Here is a 21,239-nt window from a genome sequence, read left to right as displayed (position 1 = left end):
GCCGGGATTTCTGGAGTAAGCCTGACGGACTGTCAGCTTAATTCAGGAGGAATAGTGATGACGCACGTTTTGTCACCGTCGGTATTGGCACCCCGCAACAGTCAGCCCTTGGCCGTGACCGACCTCGACAACTGGAGCGACTGGAAATGGCAACAGCGCAATGCAGTGACCAAGCTTGATGAGCTGCTGGGCTACTTTCCGGGGTTGGCACAGGATGGTTGGCTGCAGCGCATTGGCCAGCACCTGGAAGACCGCAAACTTACGGTAACTCCTTACACCCTGGGCCTGATCAAGGTTGATCAGCATCGGCGCCCCCTGACAGATGACCCCTTTTGGCGTCAATTGATTCCCGATTGGAACAGCACCCCTGCCGCCGAGGCCCTGGGCTACGACGGCGAGTCGGAAAACTGGGAATTGCCCGACGAAATGGTGACGCCGATCTGTCAGCACAAATACGACAATCGGGTCATCCTGCGCCTGGCCAACGTCTGCCACGCGTATTGCCAGTTCTGTTACGAAGCCTTGCGCACCCTGGAAAAACAGACCGTTAAAAGCTCAATGCGCAAGCAGGACTGGCTCGATACGCTCGACTACATCCGTCAGAACCCGCAGCTCGATGAAGTGATCCTCAGTGGCGGCGAGCCGTTGATGCATTCCGACAAACACCTGGATGGCTACCTTGGCGACCTGCGAGCGATTCGCCCCAACCTGATCATCCGCCTGCACACCCGTGCGCTGACCTTCAACCCCTACCGTATTACTGATCAACTCGTGGAGGTCCTCGGGCGGCACGACGTCACTGCCATAGGCTTGCATATCGTCCACCCCCGGGAAGTCACGGAAGACTTCCTGCAAGCAGCCAAGCGCCTGCGCAGCGTGTGCCCGATCCTGTTCGCCAACATCCCATTGCTCAGTGGCATCAACGACGACTACGACACGATGGCCGAGTTGTGCCTGACCCTCTACCGGCACGGCATCCAGCCGCACTACTTGTATCACTTCATGCCGTTCTCACCCGGTTCCCAGGCCTTCCGTACCGACATCAGCGACGCCGTGGCCTTGGTCAGCCGCATGAAGCGCAGGCTGTCGAATATCGCCGTGCCTGAATACGTACTGCCTCACAAAACCGGCAAATACACCGTGCCCCTGGATCTGCTGAACGGTCTGCCGACCCTGCAGCGACGCAGCGACGGTGAATACCTGCAGTACACCAACTGGCAAGGCCAGCCCTGCACTTTTCCGGAATGAACCTTATGGTCAATCGTTTTGCCAGCCATCTGACGGGCCTGGACAACCCCAACCCGTTTCCTGGCATGGTCGCCTTTGAACAGCGCACGGGCAGGCAGGTCGACTTGCGCCTGGGCGGCAATGAATGCCTCGACGCGCCACTCACCGCGTTGCGCGAGCGCTACGGCAATGACTTTTGCGAACACGCACGGCTGTATGGCGATCCGCAAGCCTTTGCCCTACGCCAGGCACTGGCGGCGGCTCACGGTTTCAACCCGGCGCATCTGTGCCTGGACAGCGGCGCCGATGCGGTCCTGGCGTTGTGCATTCGAGCCTTGTGCGCGCCGGGGGACCGGGTGATATGCAGTGCTGGCACCTATCCAACCTTTGCGTATTTCGCCAAAGCGGCGGGGTGTGAGGTGGTCGAAACCCCGTATCACCGCACGGACACCAGCCTGGCAGTGAACATTCCTGGGTTGTTGCTTGAAGCCGTGCGTTGCGGCGCCAAGGTGGTCTACCTGGCTAACCCGGATAATCCGACGGGCAGTTGGTGGTCGTTTGAAGCGGTTCAGGAGTTGGCGTCTTCCTTGCCCGATGATTGCACCTTACTGCTGGACGAAGCCTACCTGGACTTTTGCCCTGACTTGCAGATGAACAGTGAGCGGGTGCTTGAGGGCTGCATCCGGGTGCGTTCTCTGTCCAAGGCCTACGCCCTTGCCGGTTTGCGCCTGGGGTATGCGCTGGCCGATCCTGCGACCATCGCCATGCTCGACAAGGTGCGCATTCACTACGCCGTCGGTGGCCTGGTGCAGCACGCCGCGCGCGTGGCGCTGGACGATCGGCACCACGCCGAAGCCATCCAGGAAAACAACGCCCTGCTGCGCGATGCCTTCAGCCAGCGGTTGCGGGGGATGGGCTACCGGGTGCTGCCGTCTGGTACCAACTTCATCAGCCTGTTGTTGCCGACTGCGGCGGCGGCTCACCACTTGCAGGAGCATCTGCTGGATCACCGGATTGCCGTGCACCGGCCACTGCATCCAGCGTTTGCCAACCTGATCCGGGTCACCGTCTGTGAAGCCGCCCTGGAGGAGCGCGTGCTGGAACTGTTCGAGAGGGCCATTGAATGAAACCTCAACTGCAGTTTCGTGACGCCTTTCAAGACGCCTTGCCCATTGTCATCAGCGGCTTTGTCTTCGGCCTGGTGTTTGGCGTATTGGCCAGCAAGGCCGGGCTGTCGCCCCTCGCCGCCACACTCATGAGCCTGATGGTCTTCGCGGGAGCTTCGCAATTTGTGGCGGTGGAGCAATGGCACTCTGGGCAGTTGTCGTTGGTGGCCATCGTGCTGACGACGCTGTTGGTCAATCTACGGCACTTGTTGATGAGTCTGTCGCTGCGCCCAGCGTTTCGCAAGGAACCCAAGCGCAAGCTGATTCCCGCGTTTTCCTTGTTGCTGATCGATGAAACCTGGGCACTGGCCGAGCACCGCTTCAAGAAGTCGGCGCCGTCCCTGCGTTATTTCGTGCAGGCCGGCCTGCTGATCTATTTCGGCTGGGTTGGCGGCACGCTGCTGGGGACCCAATTGGGCAGCCATATTCCACGGCCAGCGGACTTCGGCCTGGATTTCACCTTTGTGGCGATGTTCCTGTCGTTGATGGTGTTGCTGTGGCAGCGCTCGCTGGATTTCTTCACGTGGCTGCTGTCCGGGGTCATCGCCTTCTACGCGGCGCAGTTGCCGGGTATTGGCCAGGCGTCGGTGGTGATTGCGGCGATTATCGCCAGTGCGTTGGTGGCCGCGTTGCCCCAGGCCGGACAACTGGGAATCGACCATGAGTGAGTTGGAACTGGCGGCAATCATCGGCATGGCTTTGGTCACCTACCTCACCCGCATCGGCGGGTTGCTGGTGACGGCCGAGCGCACCAGCCTTAACGGCTTCACAGAACGCTTTCTGAAAAACCTGCCGGCGGCGCTGCTGGCCGCGCTGATCAGTCCGAAACTCGCCACCGGCGATGTGTCGATCTGGCTGGCGGCGCTGATCACCGTGGCGGTGGTCTGGAAGTTCAAGAACACCTTGCTCGGCGTCGCCGCAGGCACCTTTAGCTGCGCGGCGATCCGTTGGCTCATTTAAGGAAAAACCATGAAAATCGGAATCATAGACTCGCTTCACAACAGCTACGTGAGCAAGGCTGACATTGAGCAGGATGTATTCGGTGGGCGGGCCAGCGTCTCGCTGTTCCAGGTCTCCAATGCGGACCAACTGCCGCAGGCTGCGATGCAATGCGACGGGCTGATCAGTTGGCACCTGGTACCGCTCCAAGCCGCGTTCATCAACCGCCTTGAACGGTGCCGGGGCATCGTTCGTGCGGCCGTGGGGTTTGACAATATCGACTTGGTGGCAGCCCGTCAGCGCCATATCGAAGTGGCCAACGTGCCCGACTACGGGACTGAAGAGGTGGCTGATCACGCATTGTCCATGGCCCTGTCGTTGCTACGCCGCTTGCCCCGCGGCCATGAGGTGGTGTCGCGAGGCAGTTGGGATTGGCGTGAAGTCGGCGCGTTGCCGCGCATGAGCCAACTGCACGTGGGCATTATTGGGTGTGGGCGGATCGGCATGGCGGCGGCGCTGCGCTTCAAGGCGTTTGGTTGTCAGGTCAGCTTTTACGACCCCCTTGTCTGCAGCGGGGTGGAAAAATCCTTGGGGCTGCAGCGTTGCGAAACGCTGGAGCAGTTACTGCACAAGGCCGACTTGGTGAGCATTCACACGCCGCTGAATGAACAGACCCATCACCTGATCGGCGCACGGGAACTGGCGATGCTCAATGGCAAGTACCTGATCAACACCGCACGTGGTCCGATTATCGACTCACAGGCGTTGCGTGATGCCGTGGCCGACGGCCTGTTGGCCGGGCTTGGGCTCGATGTCTACGAAGACGAGCGTCAAGCGATCCCCGAACAATTCCTGGGCCGTGATGATGTGTTGCTGTCACCGCATGTCGCGTTCTATTCCGACGCGGCGTTGCCGGAGTTGCGGGCCAAGGCAGCACAGGTACTGTTGAGCATTCTTGAACAGGGCAGCCACCGTAACGTGGTCAATTGACCCACGCTGGAGAGTCTCCACAGACTCTCCACACAGCCTCCATAAAACCGCTACGCAGCCCTCACACACTCTCCCCCCATCAAAACAGGGAGAGACCCATGAACCGCAGTCTGCTTTTCAAACTTGGCGCCATTGCGCTGCTGATCCTGCTGTTGCTGATTCCGTTGCTGATGATCAACGGCATCATCAGCGACCGCCAGCAGCTGCGTGACGGTGTATTGATGGACATCGCCCGCAGCTCCAGCTACAGCCAGCGCCTCACCGGCCCGGTGATGGTGGTGCCTTATCGCAAGACCGTGCGCGAGTGGAAACTCAATGAAAAGCTCAACAAACGCTACGAAGTCACGCGTGAAGAGCGCGGTCGTCTGTATTTCCTGCCGGATCGATTTGAACTCGACGGCAAAGTGCAGACCGAACTGCGCGCACGGGGCATCTACCAGGCGCGGCTGTTCCATGCCGACACCCGCATCGGCGGGCGGTTTGAAGTGCCTGCGCAAATGGGCATCACGGAAGACTTTGCCGATTACCGCTTTGAGCCGGCGTTTCTGGCGGTGGGCATCAGCGATATTCGCGGCATCGAAAACGCGCTGAAGCTGGAACTGGGCAACCAGCGCCTGGAATTTGAACCGGGTTCCCAAGTCGATTGGTTGGGTGAAGGCGTGCACGTGGCGCTGCCGCAGCAAGACAGCAAGAAGCCCTATGTCGTGGAGTTCGCCTTCGACCTGCGCCTGCAAGGCACCGAACAACTGCAAGTGGTGCCGGTAGGCAAGACCAGCCAGGTGACCCTGGCGTCCAACTGGCCGCACCCCAGCTTTATCGGCAACTTCCTGCCCGCCCAGCGTGAGGTCAGCGACACAGGCTTTACCGCGACCTGGCAAACCTCATTCTTCTCCACCAACCTTGAACAAGCGCTGCAAAGCTGTCTCGACGGGCAGGGCTGCAAGGACTTCAGCAACCGTGGCTTTGGCGTCAACTTCATTGACCCGGTGGACCAGTACCTCAAGAGCGACCGTGCGATCAAATATGCGCTGCTGTTCATCGCCCTGACCTTCGCTGGCTTCTTCCTGTTCGAAGTGCTCAAGAACCTGGCCGTGCACCCGGTGCAGTACGCGTTGGTGGGGTTTGCGCTGGCGTTTTTCTACTTGCTGTTGTTGTCGTTGTCCGAGCACATCGGGTTCGCCATGGCTTACCTCATCTCGGCCAGCGCCTGTGTGTTGTTGATCGGTTTCTACGTGTGCCACGTGCTGCGCAGCGTCAGCCACGGGCTGGGCTTTTCGGCGGGGTTGGCGGCGTTGTATGGCTTGTTGTACGGGTTGCTGAGTGCTGAGGATTACGCGCTGCTGATGGGTTCGCTGTTGCTGTTCGGCCTGCTGGGCACGGTGATGGTGCTGACGCGCAAGCTCGATTGGTATGGCGTGGGCAAGCGCAAGGCGGTCGAGCCGCTGCAGTTTGACCTGGAGGCGGTGCAATGATCGGGTTGCGTGAAGATCAGCAGATGAAGGCGCGGATTATCGCATTTCTCAACCACGCCACTGCCCCCTGTAGGAGCTGGCTTGCCAGCGATCGCGGTGGTCCAGTCAACGAGTCGCAAGCTGACACTCCGCTATCGCTGGCAAGTCGAATCGTCGCACCGCAGCTCCTACAGGGGACTGCGGTGGTTTTCAAACCGGGGGCTGAGTCTCAAGCATCGAAGGGCGCTGGCTGACCTCGGCGTACCAGGCTGCAAGCTCGGGATTAGCATCACGCCATTGCAGGTCAGGATGACGAAAATCGAGATAACCCAAGGCGCATGCCACGCTGATCGCCGCGATGTCGAAATGGCTGCTCAGCTCGGCAATCGCGTCCTGTTCCAGCTCGGCGAGGGTGCGGCGGATCTTGTTGCGCTGCTCGTCGAGCCACTGGTCCCAGTGTTTTTCTGCAGGGCGCATGGCGGTCTCGTAACGCACCAGCACGGCCGCATCCATGATGCCGTCGGCCATCGACGCCAGGGTCAGGCGGCGCCAGCGCGCGGAGCCGTCGCGGGGGATCAGCGGGTTGCCGACGTGCTGGTGGTCCAGGTAGTCGAGGATCACCCGGCTGTCGTGCAGTGCCGACCCGTCGGCCAGACGCAGGGCCGGGATCTTGCCCACGGGGTTGCCTTGCACCACCTGGGCGTCCGGGGCGACCGGTGTTGGCATGCACGCATGCAGGGCCACGCGGTCCTGCTGGCCGGTTTCGATCAACAGCACGCGCACTTTGCGGACAAAGGGTGAAGCGGGGTTGTGGAACAAGGTCATGCTGGGAGCGGACATGGGTACACCTCAAGAATGGGCTGCGGCTAGCCTAGAGGCATTGAGGGTGTTTTTGAAGGCCTCATCGCAGGCAAGCCAGCTCCCACAGGGTAATGCATTCCAAGGTGGGAGCTGGCTTGCCTGCGATGACGGCCTCAACCGCGCCGCTTAAACAAACCCCATACACCAATGCCGGCAGGAATCCCCAACCCCACCCAACTGAGCGAATCCCACAGCCCATCCCCCAGCAACGCCGCAAACAGCCCCGCCGCACTGAGCACGCCAATCCCCAGGGGAATGCCAAACACCTTCCAGAAACTCGACTGCCGCGGCTTCATGGCTTGGCCGCCTTGCGCCGCACAATCCACAGGTAGACCCCGCTGCCCAGCACGATGATGGTCAGCACATCCAGCACCGCCCACAGAATCTTCATCGGCATACCGCCATAGTCGCCAAAGTGCAGCGGCTGGGACATGCCCATGGCGTCCATGTACCACGGCCGTTCGGCGATGGCGGTGACGGCCAGGGTGCTGGCGTCGATCAGCACCGGCGTGAGCAAGTGCGAGGTGAGGTGGGTGCTGCCTTTCATGAACACCGCGTAATGGTGCTCGCTGGAAAAGCGCGTGCCGGGGAAGGCGATGAAGTCCGGCTCCATGCCGGGCGCAGCCTTGGCGGCGATGGCCAGCAGCTCGGTGGCCGGTGCACGCTGGGTCAGCGGCGGGGCGTTCTTGTACGGCTCGATCATCGCGCTGAGGCTGTCCTGGCGCCAGGCAGCGATGATCAGGTCGGCACAGGCGCTGATCACGCCGGTCACGCCCACCACCAGCGCCCAGGTCAGGGTGACCACGCCGATCAGGTTATGCAGGTCGAGCCAGCGCAGGCGGGTGGACTTGTCCTGGCGCACGGTGGCGAACTTCAAGCGGCGCATGAACGGCAGGTACAACACCGTGCCCGAGACAATCGCCACCACAAACAGGATGCCCATGAATGCCAGCAGCAACTTGCCTGGCAGGCCGGCGAACATGTCCACATGCAAGCGCAGCAGGAACAGCGTCAGCCCGCCGTTGGCCGCCGGCGTTTCCACGGCTTCGCCGGTGCGCGCATCGAGCATGAAGGTGTGCGACGAATTGGGTTCGGTGCCGGCTGTGGCGGCCATGATCGCGATCACGCCGTTCTTGTCGTCTTCGTCCCAGGCCAGGTACTGCATGGCTTCGCCGGGGCGATGGGCCTGGGCCTTGGCCACCAGTTGTTCCAGGTTGAGCTGCGGCGTATCGGCAGGCATCTGCGCCAGTTCCGGCTCGTTGCCCAGCAGGTGGTCGATCTCGTGGTGAAACACCAGCGGCAAGCCGGTAAGGGCGAGCAGCAACAGGAACACCGTGCAGATCAGGCTGGTCCAGGTGTGGATGAAGGACCAGCGGCGGATGGTTTTGCTTTTCATTTTTTCAACCTTCAGACACACCAAAGCCGCCCATGGGGGCGGCCTGGTGATGAACTCAGCCGATTACCACTGGTAGGTGGCGCTGGCGACGACGCTGCGTTGGTCGCCGAAGTAGCAGTAGTTGCCATCACAGGTGGACAGATAGTCCTTGTTGAACAGGTTGGTGGCGTTGAGCTTCACCGAGGCGCCCTTGAGGCTGTTGTCCAGGCGGCCCAGGTCGTAATGCACCGCGCCGTCGAACACGGTGTAGGCATCTGCCTTGCCCAGCCAGGTGTTGGCCTGGTCGCCATAGGTGTTGCCGGTGTAACGGGCGCCGAAGCCGATACCGAAGCCGTCGAGAAGGCCTGTGTGCCAAGTGTAGTCAGTCCACAGCGAAGCCTGCTGGTTCGGCATCAAGGTCAGGCGGTTGCCCTTGTAGATGCCTTTTTGCACTTCGGATTTGGCCAGGGTGTAGGCCGCAATCACCTTGAGGTTCTCGGTCACGTCAGACACGGCTTCCAGCTCCAGGCCCTTGACCTTCACTTCGCCGGTCTGGCTGTTGATCTGCTCGCCGCCCGCGCCGAGGGTGGTCACCTGCACGTTCTTCTGGGTCAGGTCGTAGACCGCCGCGCTCAGCAACGTATTAGAGCCGGGCGGCTGGTACTTCACGCCCATTTCCCATTGCTTGCCTTCGGTCGGCTTAAACGTCGTGAGGGCATTGGTGTCGGCGTTGCTCGCCGGTTGGAAGGATTCGGCGTAGGACAAGTACGGTACGAAGCCCGAGTCGAACACATAACTCAGCGCGGCGTTGCCACTGAAATGCTTGATGCGATCGGTGTTGGTCGAGTTGTTGTCGTTGAAGTAGGTGGTGCCCTGATGCACCCAGTCTTCACGCCCGCCCAAGGTCAGGCGCCATTTGTCGAGGGCCATCTGGTCCTGGACGTAGAGACCGGTTTGTACGGTTTTCTGGTTGTAATCGTAAAACGGCCGCACGCCGGTTGGACGCAGCGTTGGCTGGGTGTTGATCGGGTTGAAAATGTTGATACCCGACGCAGTGCCGTAAATCGCCCGATAGGACGTATCGGTGCGCTGGTGATCCAGGCCGAGCAACAGGGTGTGGTTGATATCGCCGGTCGCGAAGTCGGCCTGGAAGTTGTTGTCCAGCGCCAACTGGCCGATGTTCTCGTCAACGTTGGTGGTTGAACGGCTGATATTGCCTGCGGCATCGGCCGGCGAGAAGGCATAAGAGCCCACGGTCAGTTGCTGGAACGACAGCTCCGACTTGGTGTAGCGCAGGTTCTGCTTGAACTGCCAGGTGTCGTTGAAACGATGTTCGAACGCATAACCCAGTGCGTAGTAGGTACGGTCGTAGAACTCGTAGTCCGGGTCGCCCAGGTTCTTGTGGTGCGAGACTTCGCCCAAGGGCGAGTGGATCTTGGTGCCCTGGATCGGCATGAACTGGCTGGTGGTGCCGGTATCGTCACGAGTGAACTGCGACAAGAAGGTCAGCTTGGTATCCGGGTCGATGTTCCAGGTCAGGCTCGGCGCGATGTTGTAGCGCTTGTTGTCGATGTGATCGACCTGAGTACCGGCATCCCGTACCACGCCGCTGAGGCCATAAAGGAACTGGCCTTCATCGTCGATCTTGCCGGTGCTGGCGAAGTTGATCTGGCGGTAGTTGTCGCTGCCGTACTGCACCTGGATGGCATTGCTCGATTCGGCGCTGGGACGGCGGCTGACCATGTCCAGCAGGCCACCGGGTGGGGTCTGGCCGTAGATCGATGAAGCCGGGCCACGCAGCAGGGCGAGGCGGTCGAGGTTCCAGGTCTCGGCTTTCGGGTTGGCGTACACACCGCGTGGCAGCGGCAGGCCGTCGAGGAATTGGGTGGGTTCGAAGCCACGCACGCGCATCCAGTCGTAACGGGTGTCGCTGCCGTAGCTGGCGGACACGATGCCGGGCATGTATTTGACTGCGTCATCCAGGTTCTGGACGTTGCGGTCCTGCATTTGCTGGCGAGTGGCGACGGAGATCGAACGTGGTGCTTCGACCAGCGCGGTGTCGGTCTTGGTGCCAGCGGCGGTACGTGTCGCCAGGTAGCCTTGCGCCGGGCCCCAGGCGCTTTCGTAGTTGGCGTCTTGCCCGGTGATGTTGGTTTCCGGCAGGGCCACCACACCGTCGGGGATCGCGACCAGGGTGAAGGTGCCGGCACTGCTTTGCTCCAATTGCAAACCGGTACCACGCAAAGCTTCACGCAGCGCGCCCTGTGGGTCGAACTGGCCTTTGACCGGTGCCGAGGTCTTGCCCGACGCCAGCGCCGGGTTGAGGGTCAACGCCAGGCCGGCCTGGCTGGCGATCTGGTTCAACGTGGTGGCCAGCGGCGCCGCTGGCAGGTTGTAGGCGCGCACGCTCGAGGCTTGTTCGGCTGCCATCAGCGCAGTGCTGGCCAGCGGGGTGCTTAAGGCAATGGCCACGGCTAACAGGCTGGGGCGCAACAAGGTGTCTAGCGTGCGGGACATAGGGCGGCTCCTGAATGGAAATATTTCTCAATTGCCTAGGTGCCGAACGAGAATTGAAAAGTGATAGGGCAGGGTGAAAATATTTTTTTCGGTTGGCCTTGAGGGCCTCTTCGCAGGCAAGCCAGCTCCCACATTTGATTGGGTTCACACGGTCAAAATGTGGGAGCTGGCTTGCCTGCGATAGCAATAGCCCAGGCACCGCAGAACCTAAGGCTTGGCTCTGACCGTCACCCACCACGGTGTGTGCTGCTCGATCTGCACCGGCAGGGTGGGCAGCAGCGCATTCAACGCCAGGGTGGTGTCATGCAGCGGGAAGCTGCCGGTAATCCGCAGATCTGCCACGCTCTTATCCACACCCAGGTAACCGGTGCGGTAGCGGCTCAGCTCGCCAACCACATCGCCCAGGCGCGCGTTGTCCACCACCAGCATGCCGCGGGTCCAGGCGTCGGTGGCGGGGGTGACGGCCAGCGCAGGGCCCAGGCCATCGCTGCGCATCAACACTTGCTGGCCTTCCTTGAAGATCTGTTCCTGGTGCAACGCCTCGGGCTGTGCGGCCACGGCCGATTGCAGCACGCTCAGGCGCGTGGCGTCGTCTTCGCGCTTGACGATAAACCGCGTGCCCAGGGCGCGCAGGTTGCCGTCGCGGGTTTGCACATAGAAAGGGCGGGCGTCGTTGTGGCCGGTCTCAACCAGAATCTCGCCTTCTTGCAGCACGATCAGACGGCGCTTTTCATCAAAACGCACGTCGATGGCGCTGTGGGTGTTGAGGTTGATCAGCGTACCGTCCGCCAGTTTCAGCGTGCGTTGCTCGCCTGTCGCAGTGCGTTGATCAGCCATCCAATAGTGGATTGGCACGTAGCGCTCACCGGCAAACAACGCCAGGCCTATCACCAGTGCAATGCTCGCCAGGCCGCTGCCCAGCTTGCGCACCCGCTGGCGAATGCCTTCACGCGATTGCAGCAACGCCGCCCGTGCCGGGCCCGAAGCTATGCTGAAACGTTGGTCGAGCATGCCCAGTTGGCGCCAGGCACGGGCGTGTTCTTCATCGCTGGCCAGCCATTTGGCGAATTCTTCACGCTCCACCGCACTGCCGTCCCCCGAGTCGAGGGACAGTTGCCAGGCAATCGCGGCGTCCAGCACACGGGCCGAGACCGGCCGGGAGCTTGTCACAGCGGCTCGCCATACAGCGCGATGTAGCACTGGCGAATGCCCTGGGCCAGGTACTGGCGCACGCGAGGGACGGACACGCCGAGGCGCTGGGCGATTTCTGCATGGCCCAGGCCGTCGAGGCGGTTATAGAGGAACGCGGCGCGAGCCTTGCTCGACAGCTTGCCGAGCAGGCGGTCGATGGCCTTGAGGTCTTCGAGGATCAGTTGCTGCTCTTCGGGCGAAGGGTGTTCGCTTTCAGGGATCAGCATCAATTCGGTGAGGTAGGCCTGTTCCAGGGCCGCGCGACGGAAGTAGTCGAACAGCAGCCCTTTGGCGATGGCTACCAAAAAGGCGCGTGGCTCGCGGGGTTCGCGCAATTCGTCACGGCCCAGCAGGCGCATGAAGGTGTCCTGGCTCAGGTCTTCGGCGCGGCTCGGGCAAGCCACGTTGCGTCGCAGCCAGGCCAACAGCCAGCCACGATGGTCGCGATACAACGCGCCAACAAGCTCACTGTGTGGGTTCTGGACCGACGACAAGGCATCACCGAATAAACAAGAGGTTTAAACTAACGAGAATTATTCGCGATTGTGTCAGAGGCGTCGGACGTGCGCAATTGGCGTCTGTCGGGCAATGCTATTAAAACGATGGCGCTTGCTTGCGCCGTTTCCATTGACTCAAACGCTCTTGCAAGGCCTGCGGTGTGTCGATGTGTTGTTGGCGCGCGCGGCTAAACAGGATGAGCATCAGCTCGGCCGTGGCCAAGGCATCGGCACTGGCGTGATGGCGTTCGCCCACGTGCAGCTTGAAGTGCCGGGTCCAATCATCGAGCCCGGCTTCACGGATATTCGCGTCAGGGCACAGCAGCGGGGCGAGGTCGGCCACGTCGAGAAACGGGTGCGTCAGGCGGTAACCCAGGCTGTCCTTGAGTGCCCGGCAGAGCATGTGTTGATCGAATGGCGCATGAAACGCCAGCAACGGGCTGTCACCCACAAACTCCATGAAATCCAGCAGCGCCTCCACCGGGTCGCTGCCGGCGGCGATGGCGCTGGGGCCCAGGCCATGGATCAGCACGCTGGGGCTGAGTTTGGTCTCGGCCCGTTGCAGGGTGCGTTCGAACATCTGCGAGAAGTCCACGGCGCCGTCCTCGATCACCACCGCGCCGATGGACAGCACCTGGTCTCGGTTGAGGTTCAGCCCGCTGGTTTCCAGGTCCACCACGACCCAGCGCTGGCTGTGTAGTGCGCCGTCACCTAATGCGCCAGCCGGAGGCAGTTGGGCCACACGCAGTTGTTGCGTTGCATCAAGCCCTGGCTTTTTCGGGCGCAACCAGTCGAACAGCCTCACAGCTGATACCGCAAGGTCAGGCTGGTTTGCAGGCGTTGGGCCTGGCGCAGGGATTCACGCAGGATGCGCCGGTCCAGGTGGTTGAGGCTGTCGGGGTCGACGCGGTTGGAGTACGGCTGGTTCTCGCGGGTCTGCAACTGATGCTGTTGCATGCGGGTCTGCTGGATGAAGTGATACGCCTCTTCATAGGCGGCGCCATCCAGGGGCTCGATCACTTCCCTGGCTACCAGTTGGCGCAGGCGTTCCAGCGTGTTATTGGCGTGGATGCCATTGGCCAGGGCCAGCAGGCGTGCACCGTCGACAAAGGGCGTGAGGCCTTGGACCTTGAGGTCCAGGGTGGCTTTCTCACCGCCTTTGCGCGTCAGCACAAACTCACGGAAACGCCCCACGGGCGGGCGATGGCGCAGGGCGTTTTCGGCCAGCATGCGCTGGAACAAGCGGTTATCCGCCACCTGATCAAGAATGCCTTTGCGCAGTTGCTCGCAGCCGCGCTCATCGCCCCACACCACTCGCAGGTCGAAATAGATACTCGAGCCCAACAGGTTCTCCGGTGTCGCCTCACGTATAAAAGCCGCAAAACGCCGCGCCCATTCTGCCCGCGACAGGCAAAGCTCGGGGTTGCCGGCCATGATATTGCCCTTGCACAGACTGAACCCGCACAGCGCCAGGCTCTGGTTGATCTGCTGGGCCAGCGGCAACAGTCGCCCACGGATCGCCGCCGCTTCGGCCGCGTCCTTGGCGTCGAACAGAATGCCGTTGTCCTGGTCGGTGAACAGCGTCTGTTCGCGACGGCCTTCGCTGCCGAAACACAACCAACTGAACGGCACGCCGGGGTCGCCTTTTTCGGCGAGGGTCAGCTCGATCACCCGGCACACCGTGTGATCGTTGAGCAGCGTAATGATGTGGGTGATCTGGGTGGACGACGCGCCGTGGGCCAGCATGCGTTCGACCAATTGGCCGATTTCACCGCGAATCGCCACCAGGTGCTCCACCCGGGGCGCATTGCGGATGGTGCGGGCCAGGTGCACCAGGTCGACGCGTTGCAGGGAAAACAGGTCGCGCTCGGACACCACGCCGCACAAGCGCTGGTCCTTGACCAGGCACACGTGGGCGATATGCCGCTCGGTCATGGCGATCGCCGCGTCGAACGCGCTGTGGTCCGGCGTCAAGAAGAACGGCGCCTGGGTCATATGACCTTCAATGACCTGATTGAAATCACTGGTGCCATCGGCCACCACCTGGCGTAGGTCGCGCAGGGTAAAGATGCCGAGGGGGGCCTTGTGCTCATCGACGATCACGATGCTGCCCACTTGCTGCTCATGCATCAGCGTCACCGCCTCGCGCAGCGGTGTATTCGGGCTGCAGGTGACCGGATGACGCATGGCCAATTCGCCCAGGCGCGTGTTCAGCGAGTATTGGGTGCCGAGGGTTTCCACGGCTTTTTGCTGGACCTGCTGGTTGACCTGGTCGAGCAGGCTGCTGACGCCGCGCAGGGCAAAGTCACGAAACGGGCTGGAAAGCGCGAACAGCTTGATGAACGCGGGCTTGTTCAGTTGCAGGCAGAAGGTGTCTTCGGCGGCCTTGTGCTCGGTGCGGGTCGCCCGCTCACCCAGCAAGGCGGCCAGCGGGAAGCACTCGCCGGTGGTGATTTCAAAGGTGGTTTCGGTGGAGTCCGGCCGCTCGCCGACGACTCGGCCCTGCTTGACGATATAGAAGTGTTCCACAGGGCCACCCGAGGGCTTGAGGATGCTATCGCCGGGGCCGTAGAAGCGTAATTGGCACTGTTCCACCAGGAACGCCAGGTGCGCGTGTTCCATCTGGTTGAACGGTGGGAAACGTTGCAGGAATTGCAGGGTGCCGTGGATGTTCTGCAACACGGCGGTTTTCCCCGCCTGCGTGAAAGCATCAGCTTTACTCATAACAGTGACCGCAGTTTTTTTGTCGTTATCGTCAGGCATGGTCGACTCCTGCGCAGCGGGTGCCCATTGGACGTAAGTCTAGGTACTGGTAAAACCACTCACGACTAGGGAAAAACCTTACATGACTATCGTCCAAAACCCGTAGAACGCCCACTAGGCAAACTTTCCGACGAAGTGCACATTGATCGCCCTTCCGCAGATGTCTGACGAGTGTGCTGGGAGATTGATGAGAACTGCTGAGAACCGTATGTCCGACCACGATATTTTGAGTGATGCCGAGCGCGAGGCGCTGAGCGCCGTGATGCTGGAGCCTGATTTACCGCCGCAACGGGTGTTGATTGTCGACGACGACAAGGACGCACGTGAACTGCTGGCGGAAATCCTTGGGCTGGACGGCATTCGCTGCATGACCGCCGACAGCGGCGAGGCGGCGTGGGACTTGCTGAAGTCGAGCAGCTCCATCGGTTTGCTCATCACCGACCTGCGCATGGCACCCAGCAATGGCCTGGAATTGATTCGGCAGGTACGTGAATCCACGCGGGCGGCGTTGCCGATCATCATCATGTCGGGGGACGCCGAAGCGCCGGATGTGATCGATGCGATGCATTTGAGCGTGGTGGACTTTTTGCTCAAGCCGATCGATAGCGTGAAGTTGGCGAAGATGGTGAAGCGGGAACTGGGGATGGCTTCCTGAATTTGTGGTGACTGGGCGGGTCCTATCGCAGGCAAGCCAGCTCCCACATTTGACCGAGTACCTACAGACATACGCGATCACCTGTGGGAGCTGGCTTGCCTGCGATGAGGCCGCCACAGTCACCACAACACTCAAAAAAAGCCCCGATCTTTCGATCGGGGCTTTTTCATTTACAGGCCGTTTTTAGCCTTGAACTCCCGGCGCCGACGGTGCAACACCGGCTCGGTATACCCGTTTGGCTGCTTGGTGCCTTCAATCACTAGCTCCACCGCTGCCTGGAACGCGATGTTGCTGTCGAAGTCCGGCGCCAGCGGGCGATACAACGCGTCCCCGGCATTCTGACGGTCCACCACCGGCGCCATGCGCTTGAGGCTTTCCATGACTTGGGCTTCGTTGACGATGCCGTGGCGCAGCCAGTTGGCGATGTGCTGGCTGGAGATGCGCAGGGTGGCGCGGTCTTCCATCAGGCCCACATCGTTGATGTCCGGCACTTTCGAGCAACCGACACCCTGGTCGATCCAACGGACCACATAACCCAGGATGCCCTGGGCGTTGTTGTCCAGCTCGTTGCGGATTTCTTCGTCGGACCAATCGGTGTTGCTGGCCAGAGGAATGGTCAGGATATCGTCCACCGACGCACGCTCGCGTTTGGCCAGTTCGGCCTGGCGGGCGAACACATCGACCTTGTGGTAGTGCAACGCGTGCAGTGCAGCCGCGGTAGGCGACGGTACCCAAGCGGTGTTGGCGCCGGCCAATGGGTGGGCGATTTTCTGTTCGAGCATCGATGCCATCAGGTCGGGCATGGCCCACATGCCTTTACCGATCTGGGCGCGACCTTGCAGGCCGGTGCTCAGGCCGATATCGACGTTCCAGTTTTCGTAGGCACCGATCCATTTCTCGGCCTTCATCGCTGCCTTGCGCACCATCGCGCCGGCTTCCATGGAGGTGTGGATTTCGTCGCCGGTGCGGTCGAGGAAGCCGGTGTTGATGAACACCACGCGCTCGCTGGCCGCCTTGATGCAGGCCTTGAGGTTGACCGTGGTGCGGCGTTCCTCGTCCATGATCCCGACTTTCAGCGTATTGCGCGGCAGGTTCAGCACGTCTTCGATGCGGCCGAACAGCTCGTTGGTGAACGCAGCTTCTTCCGGGCCATGCATCTTCGGCTTCACGATGTACACCGAACCGGTGCGGCTGTTCTTGCGGCTGCTGGTGCCATTGAGGCTGTGAATCGCCGCCAGGCTGGTGACCAGGCCGTCAAGAATGCCTTCTGGCACTTCGTTGCCGTCTTTGTCGAGGATCGCGTCGATGGTCATCAAGTGGCCAACGTTGCGCACGAACAACAGCGAACGGCCGTGCAAGGTCACGTCCTGGCCGTTCACGCCGTTGTAGACGCGGTCAGGGTTCATGGTGCGGGTGAAGGTCTTGCCGCCCTTGGCCACTTCTTCGGCCAGGTCGCCTTTCATCAGGCCGAGCCAGTTGCGGTAGATCACCACTTTGTCGTCGGCATCGACGGCGGCCACGGAGTCTTCGCAGTCCATGATGGTGGTCAGCGCGGCTTCCATCAGCACGTCTTTGACGCCGGCGGCGTCGGTCTGGCCGACCGGGGTGCTGGCGTCGATCTGGATTTCGAAGTGCAGGCCGTTGTGCTTGAGCAGGATGGCGGTCGGCTGGGCGGTGTCGCCGTGGTAGCCAATCAGTTGCGCGTCGTCACGCAGGCCGCTGTTGCTGCCGCCCTTGAGGCTGACAACCAGCTTGCCATCAACGATCTTGTAGCCAGTGGAGTCGACGTGGCTGCCGGCAGTGAGCGGTGCGGCTTCGTCGAGGAAGGCGCGGGCGAAGGCGATGACCTTGTCCCCACGCACTTTGTTGTAGCCCTGGCCCTTTTCGGCACCATTGGCTTCGCTGATGGCGTCGGTGCCATACAGCGCGTCATACAGCGAGCCCCAGCGCGCATTGGAGGCGTTGAGGGCGAAACGTGCATTCATCACCGGTACGACCAGCTGTGGGCCGGCCATACGGGCGATTTCGTCATCGACGTTTTGGGTCGTGGCCTGGAAGTCTGCGGCTTCTGGCAGCAGGTATCCGATGTCTTGCAGGAAGGCTTTGTAGGCCACCGGATCGTGGGCCTGGCCGGCGTGGGTCTGGTGCCAGGTATCGATCCGCGCCTGGAAATCGTCGCGTTTGGCGAGTAGGGCTTTGTTCTTCGGTGCCAGGTCGTGGATGACCTTGTCGGCGCCGGCCCAGAACTGCTCGGCAGTGATGCCGGTACCGGGAATGGCTTCGTTGTTCACGAAGTCGAACAGGACTTTGGCGACCTGCAGGCCACCGACTTGAACGTGTTCAGTCATCTCTTGCCTCACTCTTCGGAGCTTATGCGCTTTTCAGCTTTTCAATTTACCAATGAAGCCTCTGGCCATTTAAACCACGAACCCGATCCCCCAGTACATGCCGTTCAGGCGGCTGGGCTGGCGGGTTATCGCGGTGCGTTGGTGCCTTGGCAGACATCGACCTAACGTTATGTAGTGCGCGATTGGGCATACTACATGATGACTTGCGGTTGTGAAAATCAGACCAAATACGTCGTTTAGCGACCCACCTGTGACATTCGGTCACAGTGGGGAACGGGATGTTCTCAAAAAACTACTGGATTGTTCCAGATAAATATAAAAATGGTACACGATTTGTTTTCATGGACCTGTGCGTCCACTTTGTAGGGATGAGGCCCTCGGGCCTTGCGGCGATGATCAGGCCGCTATCGCCGGCAAGCCGGCTCCTGCAGAACAACAAAGCCTCTGAGGATTTTCGCCATGGACCATCTTGTACTCACAATTATTGCCGCCGACAAACCCGGCCTGGTCGAGCGCGTCGCGCAGAACATCGCCGCCCACGGTGGCAACTGGCTGGAAAGCCGCATGGCGCATATGGCGGGGCAGTTTGCCGGGATCCTGCGGGTTAGCGTTCCCGCAGAAAACCGTCAAGCCTTGGTGGGCGCGCTGGAAGACTTATCCACCCACGGCATTCGTGTGCTGGTGGGCGAGGGCAGCAGCGGCCAGGCGTCGGCGTCCAAGTCGATCATGATGACGCTGGTGGGCAATGACCGTTCGGGCATCGTGCGTGAGATCACCGCGCTGCTGAGCAAGCAGGGCGTAAACCTGGAAAGCCTGAGCACCGATGTGCGCCCGGCGCCCATGAGCGGCGATCCATTGTTTACCGCCGAGGCCGTCTTGCAGGTACCGGCCGCGTTATCCCTGGACACCTTGCAGTTGTCCCTTGAAACCCTGGCCGATGATTTGATGGTTGAACTGCACCACGAGGAATAATCCATCCACAAGGTTATGCATGGAAATCTTGCATGGGCCTGTGGATAACCTGTAGAGACCCGACGCCAGGCCACGCCGGCCGGGCTTCTTTGCCCGTTGAGCAAAAAACGAGCAGTTTCAAAGGCTTGTGCACAAATGGCGGGGATCAGGTTGTGGATAACCTTGGGGTGGATGCCTGCAAGCCACGCCCGCTGTGGCTTGCAGAGTTTTGTACGTTATTTGATCAGCGTTTGCGCACGGTCAGCCAGGCGTCCAGGCTGTACACCACCAGGCCGGCCCAGATAAAGGCGAAGGCAATCAACGTGCTCGACGCCAGGTGTTCGCCAAACAGCAGCACGGCTTCCAGCAGCACCAACGTCGGTGCGACGTACTGCAAAAAGCCCAGGGCGGTGTAGGGCAAATGCCGTGCGGCGGCGTTGAAACACACCAGCGGGATCAGCGTCACCGGGCCTGCGGCCACCAGCCACCAGGCTTCGGAGGTGCTCCAGAACGCCAGTTGTGCGCTGTGAGCGGTCGGGTTGAACAGCAGCCAGGCCACGGCGATCGGCACCAGCATCCAGGTTTCCACCACCAGCCCCGGCAGCGCCTTGACCGGTGCCTGTTTGCGGATCAGCCCGTAGAACCCGAACGTCAGCGCCAGCACCAGCGACACCCAGGGCAGGCTGCCCACCTGCCACACCTGTTGCGCCACGCCCACCGCCGCCAGGCCGACAGCAACCCATTGCAGGCGGCGCAGGCGTTCACCGAGCAGCAGCATACCGAGCAGTACATTCACCAATGGGTTGATGTAGTAACCCAAGCTTGCTTCCAGCATGCGCCCGCTGTTCACCGACCACACATACGTCAGCCAGTTGCCCGCAATCAATGACCCACTGAGTGCCAGGATGGCTAAGCGCTTGGGGTTGTCGAGCAGTTCGCGCAACCAACCCGGGTGTTTCCACACCAGCAGCAACAAACCACCGAACAACGCCGACCACAGCACCCGGTGCACGATGATTTCGGCGGCGGGCACGCTGGCGATGGCTTTGAAGTAGATCGGGAACAGACCCCAGATGACATAGGCGCTCAGGCCCAGGATGTACCCCTTGCGGGGGTTGGCGGGTTGCATTGCAGAATCCTTGCTTAGGCAGCTAACAAAGCGCGATTGTAAGGATATTTGTCTGCCAGTGGGACCCGCTTTTCTGTGGGAGCTGGCTCGCCTGAGATGCAGGCGCCTCGGTTTGTCTGCCGGACCGTGGTGATGCTATCGCCGGCAAGCCGGCTCCTACAGGGGAATGTGCGATCAGAAGAGTTTCAGGGGCTCTTCGTTGAGGGCCGACAGTTGTTCGCGCAGGGCCAGCACTTGGTCGCCCCAATAGCGTTCGCTGCCAAACCACGGGAAGCTGTGGGGGAACGCCGGGTCGTCCCAGCGCCGCGCCAGCCACGCGCTGTAGTGCATCAGACGCAGGGCGCGCAGGGGCTCGATCAGGGCCAGCTCACGCGGGTCGAAATCGTGAAATTCCTGGTAACCGTCCATCAATTCCGACAACTGCCCCAGGCATTCCTGACGGTCGCCGGCGAGCATCATCCACAGGTCCTGCACCGCCGGGCCCATGCGGCAGTCGTCGAGGTCGACGATGTGGAACATCTCGTCACGGCACATCATGTTGCCGGGGTGGCAATCGCCGTGCATGCGGATGTTCTTGTGCGGCGTGGCCTTGTACATCTCTTCCACACGCTTGAGCAGGTCGCGGGCCACGGACTCGTAGGCCGGCAGCAGGCTCTTGGGAATGAAGTTGCCTTCCAGCAGGGTGGTCAGGGAGTCCTGGCCGAAGTTCTTCACACCCAGGGCTTCGCGGTGTTCAAACGGACGGGTGGAGCCCACCGCATGCAGGCGCCCGAGCAATTGCCCAAGACGATACAGCTGGTCGAGATTGCCCGGCTCCGGCGCACGGCCGCCACGGCGGGGGAACAGGGTGAAGCGGAAACCCGCGTGTTCGAACAGGCTTTCACCGTTGTGGATCAGCGGCGCGACCACTGGCACTTCGCATTCGGCCAGTTCGAAGGTGAAACGGTGTTCTTCCAGGATCGCCTCGTTGGTCCAGCGCTGGGGCCGGTAGAACTTGGCGATCAGCGGTTCGGAATCTTCGATGCCCACCTGGTAGACGCGGTTTTCGTAGCTGTTGAGCGCCAGAACGCGGGCGTCGCTGAGAAAGCCGATGCTTTCGACAGCATCGAGCACCAGGTCGGGGGTGAGTGTTTCAAACGGGTGGGCCATGCGAACTCCTGCGCGCAGCAGGGCGCCGCG

The 21,239-nt window shown here is 61.3% G+C and carries 19 protein-coding genes; 8 read left to right on the top strand and 11 right to left on the bottom strand.

Annotated elements, in window-relative coordinates:
• Positions 1-57: 57 nt before the first annotated feature.
• The 6 genes from HX792_RS14015 to creD all read left to right on the top strand — a co-directional run bounded on the left by HX792_RS14015 (position 58) and on the right by creD (position 5,794).
• Positions 58-1,248, top strand: a complete 1,191-nt coding sequence (locus HX792_RS14015; protein WP_176996660.1) for a KamA family radical SAM protein — start codon at positions 58-60, stop codon at positions 1,246-1,248.
• Between the two features lie 5 nt (positions 1,249-1,253).
• Positions 1,254-2,354 (top strand): histidinol-phosphate transaminase, encoded by a 1,101-nt coding sequence (locus HX792_RS14010; protein ID WP_176996659.1) that lies wholly within the window; start codon positions 1,254-1,256, stop codon positions 2,352-2,354.
• Positions 2,351-3,061 carry an AzlC family ABC transporter permease gene (locus HX792_RS14005; RefSeq protein ID WP_176996658.1) on the top strand — a complete coding sequence of 237 codons (711 nt, stop codon included), beginning with the start codon at positions 2,351-2,353 and terminating at the stop codon, positions 3,059-3,061. The genes HX792_RS14010 and HX792_RS14005 overlap by 4 nt, the downstream gene beginning before the upstream one ends.
• On the top strand, positions 3,054-3,353 hold the full coding sequence (locus HX792_RS14000) for an AzlD family protein (RefSeq protein WP_176996657.1): 300 nt from the start codon (positions 3,054-3,056) through the stop codon (positions 3,351-3,353). The genes HX792_RS14005 and HX792_RS14000 overlap by 8 nt, the downstream gene beginning before the upstream one ends.
• 9 nt (positions 3,354-3,362) lie before the next feature.
• On the top strand, positions 3,363-4,322 hold the full coding sequence (locus HX792_RS13995; protein ID WP_176996656.1) for a C-terminal binding protein: 960 nt from the start codon (positions 3,363-3,365) through the stop codon (positions 4,320-4,322).
• 98 nt (positions 4,323-4,420) lie between these two features.
• Positions 4,421-5,794: a cell envelope integrity protein CreD gene (gene creD / locus HX792_RS13990; RefSeq protein WP_176996655.1), complete on the top strand. Its 1,374-nt coding sequence runs from the start codon at positions 4,421-4,423 to the stop codon at positions 5,792-5,794.
• A 189-nt stretch (positions 5,795-5,983) separates the two neighbouring features.
• On the opposite strand, the gene HX792_RS13985 is transcribed toward creD, so the two are convergent.
• The 8 genes from HX792_RS13985 to HX792_RS13950 form a co-directional block, all read right to left on the bottom strand.
• Positions 5,984-6,613 (bottom strand): glutathione S-transferase, encoded by a 630-nt coding sequence (locus tag HX792_RS13985; RefSeq protein ID WP_176996654.1) that lies wholly within the window; start codon positions 6,611-6,613, stop codon positions 5,984-5,986.
• Positions 6,614-6,747: 134 nt separating this feature from the next.
• Positions 6,748-6,930 (bottom strand): hypothetical protein, encoded by a 183-nt coding sequence (locus tag HX792_RS13980; RefSeq protein WP_176996653.1) that lies wholly within the window; start codon positions 6,928-6,930, stop codon positions 6,748-6,750.
• Positions 6,927-8,030 (bottom strand): PepSY domain-containing protein, encoded by a 1,104-nt coding sequence (locus HX792_RS13975; RefSeq protein WP_176996652.1) that lies wholly within the window; start codon positions 8,028-8,030, stop codon positions 6,927-6,929. The genes HX792_RS13980 and HX792_RS13975 overlap by 4 nt, the downstream gene beginning before the upstream one ends.
• Positions 8,031-8,093: 63 nt before the next feature.
• Positions 8,094-10,526 (bottom strand): TonB-dependent siderophore receptor, encoded by a 2,433-nt coding sequence (locus HX792_RS13970; protein WP_176996651.1) that lies wholly within the window; start codon positions 10,524-10,526, stop codon positions 8,094-8,096.
• 207 nt (positions 10,527-10,733) lie between these two features.
• Positions 10,734-11,696, bottom strand: a complete 963-nt coding sequence (locus HX792_RS13965; protein ID WP_176996650.1) for a FecR family protein — start codon at positions 11,694-11,696, stop codon at positions 10,734-10,736.
• A complete protein-coding gene (locus HX792_RS13960; protein WP_053131018.1) occupies positions 11,693-12,211 on the bottom strand; it encodes an RNA polymerase sigma factor in 519 nt (172 codons plus the stop codon). Before HX792_RS13960 ends, HX792_RS13965 begins: the two co-directional genes overlap by 4 nt.
• A gap of 100 nt (positions 12,212-12,311) precedes the next feature.
• On the bottom strand, positions 12,312-13,019 hold the full coding sequence (locus tag HX792_RS13955; RefSeq protein ID WP_176996649.1) for a 3'-5' exonuclease: 708 nt from the start codon (positions 13,017-13,019) through the stop codon (positions 12,312-12,314).
• Positions 13,016-14,938, bottom strand: coding sequence for a putative nucleotidyltransferase substrate binding domain-containing protein (locus HX792_RS13950; protein ID WP_176996898.1), 1,923 nt, complete (start codon positions 14,936-14,938; stop codon positions 13,016-13,018). The genes HX792_RS13955 and HX792_RS13950 overlap by 4 nt, the downstream gene beginning before the upstream one ends.
• Positions 14,939-15,185: 247 nt before the next feature.
• Here HX792_RS13950 and HX792_RS13945 point away from each other — a divergent pair, with 247 nt between their 5' ends.
• Positions 15,186-15,632 carry a response regulator gene (locus HX792_RS13945; protein WP_058426679.1) on the top strand — a complete coding sequence of 149 codons (447 nt, stop codon included), beginning with the start codon at positions 15,186-15,188 and terminating at the stop codon, positions 15,630-15,632.
• Positions 15,633-15,802: 170 nt separating this feature from the next.
• On the opposite strand, the gene HX792_RS13940 is transcribed toward HX792_RS13945, so the two are convergent.
• Positions 15,803-17,980, bottom strand: a complete 2,178-nt coding sequence (locus HX792_RS13940) for a malate synthase G (RefSeq protein ID WP_176996648.1) — start codon at positions 17,978-17,980, stop codon at positions 15,803-15,805.
• Between the two features lie 459 nt (positions 17,981-18,439).
• Here HX792_RS13940 and HX792_RS13935 point away from each other — a divergent pair, with 459 nt between their 5' ends.
• Positions 18,440-18,952 (top strand): glycine cleavage system protein R, encoded by a 513-nt coding sequence (locus tag HX792_RS13935; RefSeq protein ID WP_176996647.1) that lies wholly within the window; start codon positions 18,440-18,442, stop codon positions 18,950-18,952.
• Between the two features lie 223 nt (positions 18,953-19,175).
• On the opposite strand, the gene rarD is transcribed toward HX792_RS13935, so the two are convergent.
• The gene (gene rarD / locus HX792_RS13930) at positions 19,176-20,060 is read right to left on the bottom strand and encodes an EamA family transporter RarD (protein WP_176996646.1); all 885 of its coding nucleotides are present in this window, start codon (positions 20,058-20,060) and stop codon (positions 19,176-19,178) included.
• Positions 20,061-20,234: 174 nt separating this feature from the next.
• The gene (locus tag HX792_RS13925) at positions 20,235-21,209 is read right to left on the bottom strand and encodes a serine/threonine protein kinase (protein WP_176996645.1); all 975 of its coding nucleotides are present in this window, start codon (positions 21,207-21,209) and stop codon (positions 20,235-20,237) included.
• Between the last annotated feature and the right edge of the window lie 30 nt (positions 21,210-21,239).

The sequence above is a fragment of the Pseudomonas sp. B6002 genome, from assembly GCF_013385985.1.
In the GTDB taxonomy this organism is placed as follows: domain Bacteria; phylum Pseudomonadota; class Gammaproteobacteria; order Pseudomonadales; family Pseudomonadaceae; genus Aquipseudomonas.
The sequence above is the reverse complement of the archived record's forward strand: the minus strand, read 5'-3'. Positions and strand labels throughout refer to the sequence as shown.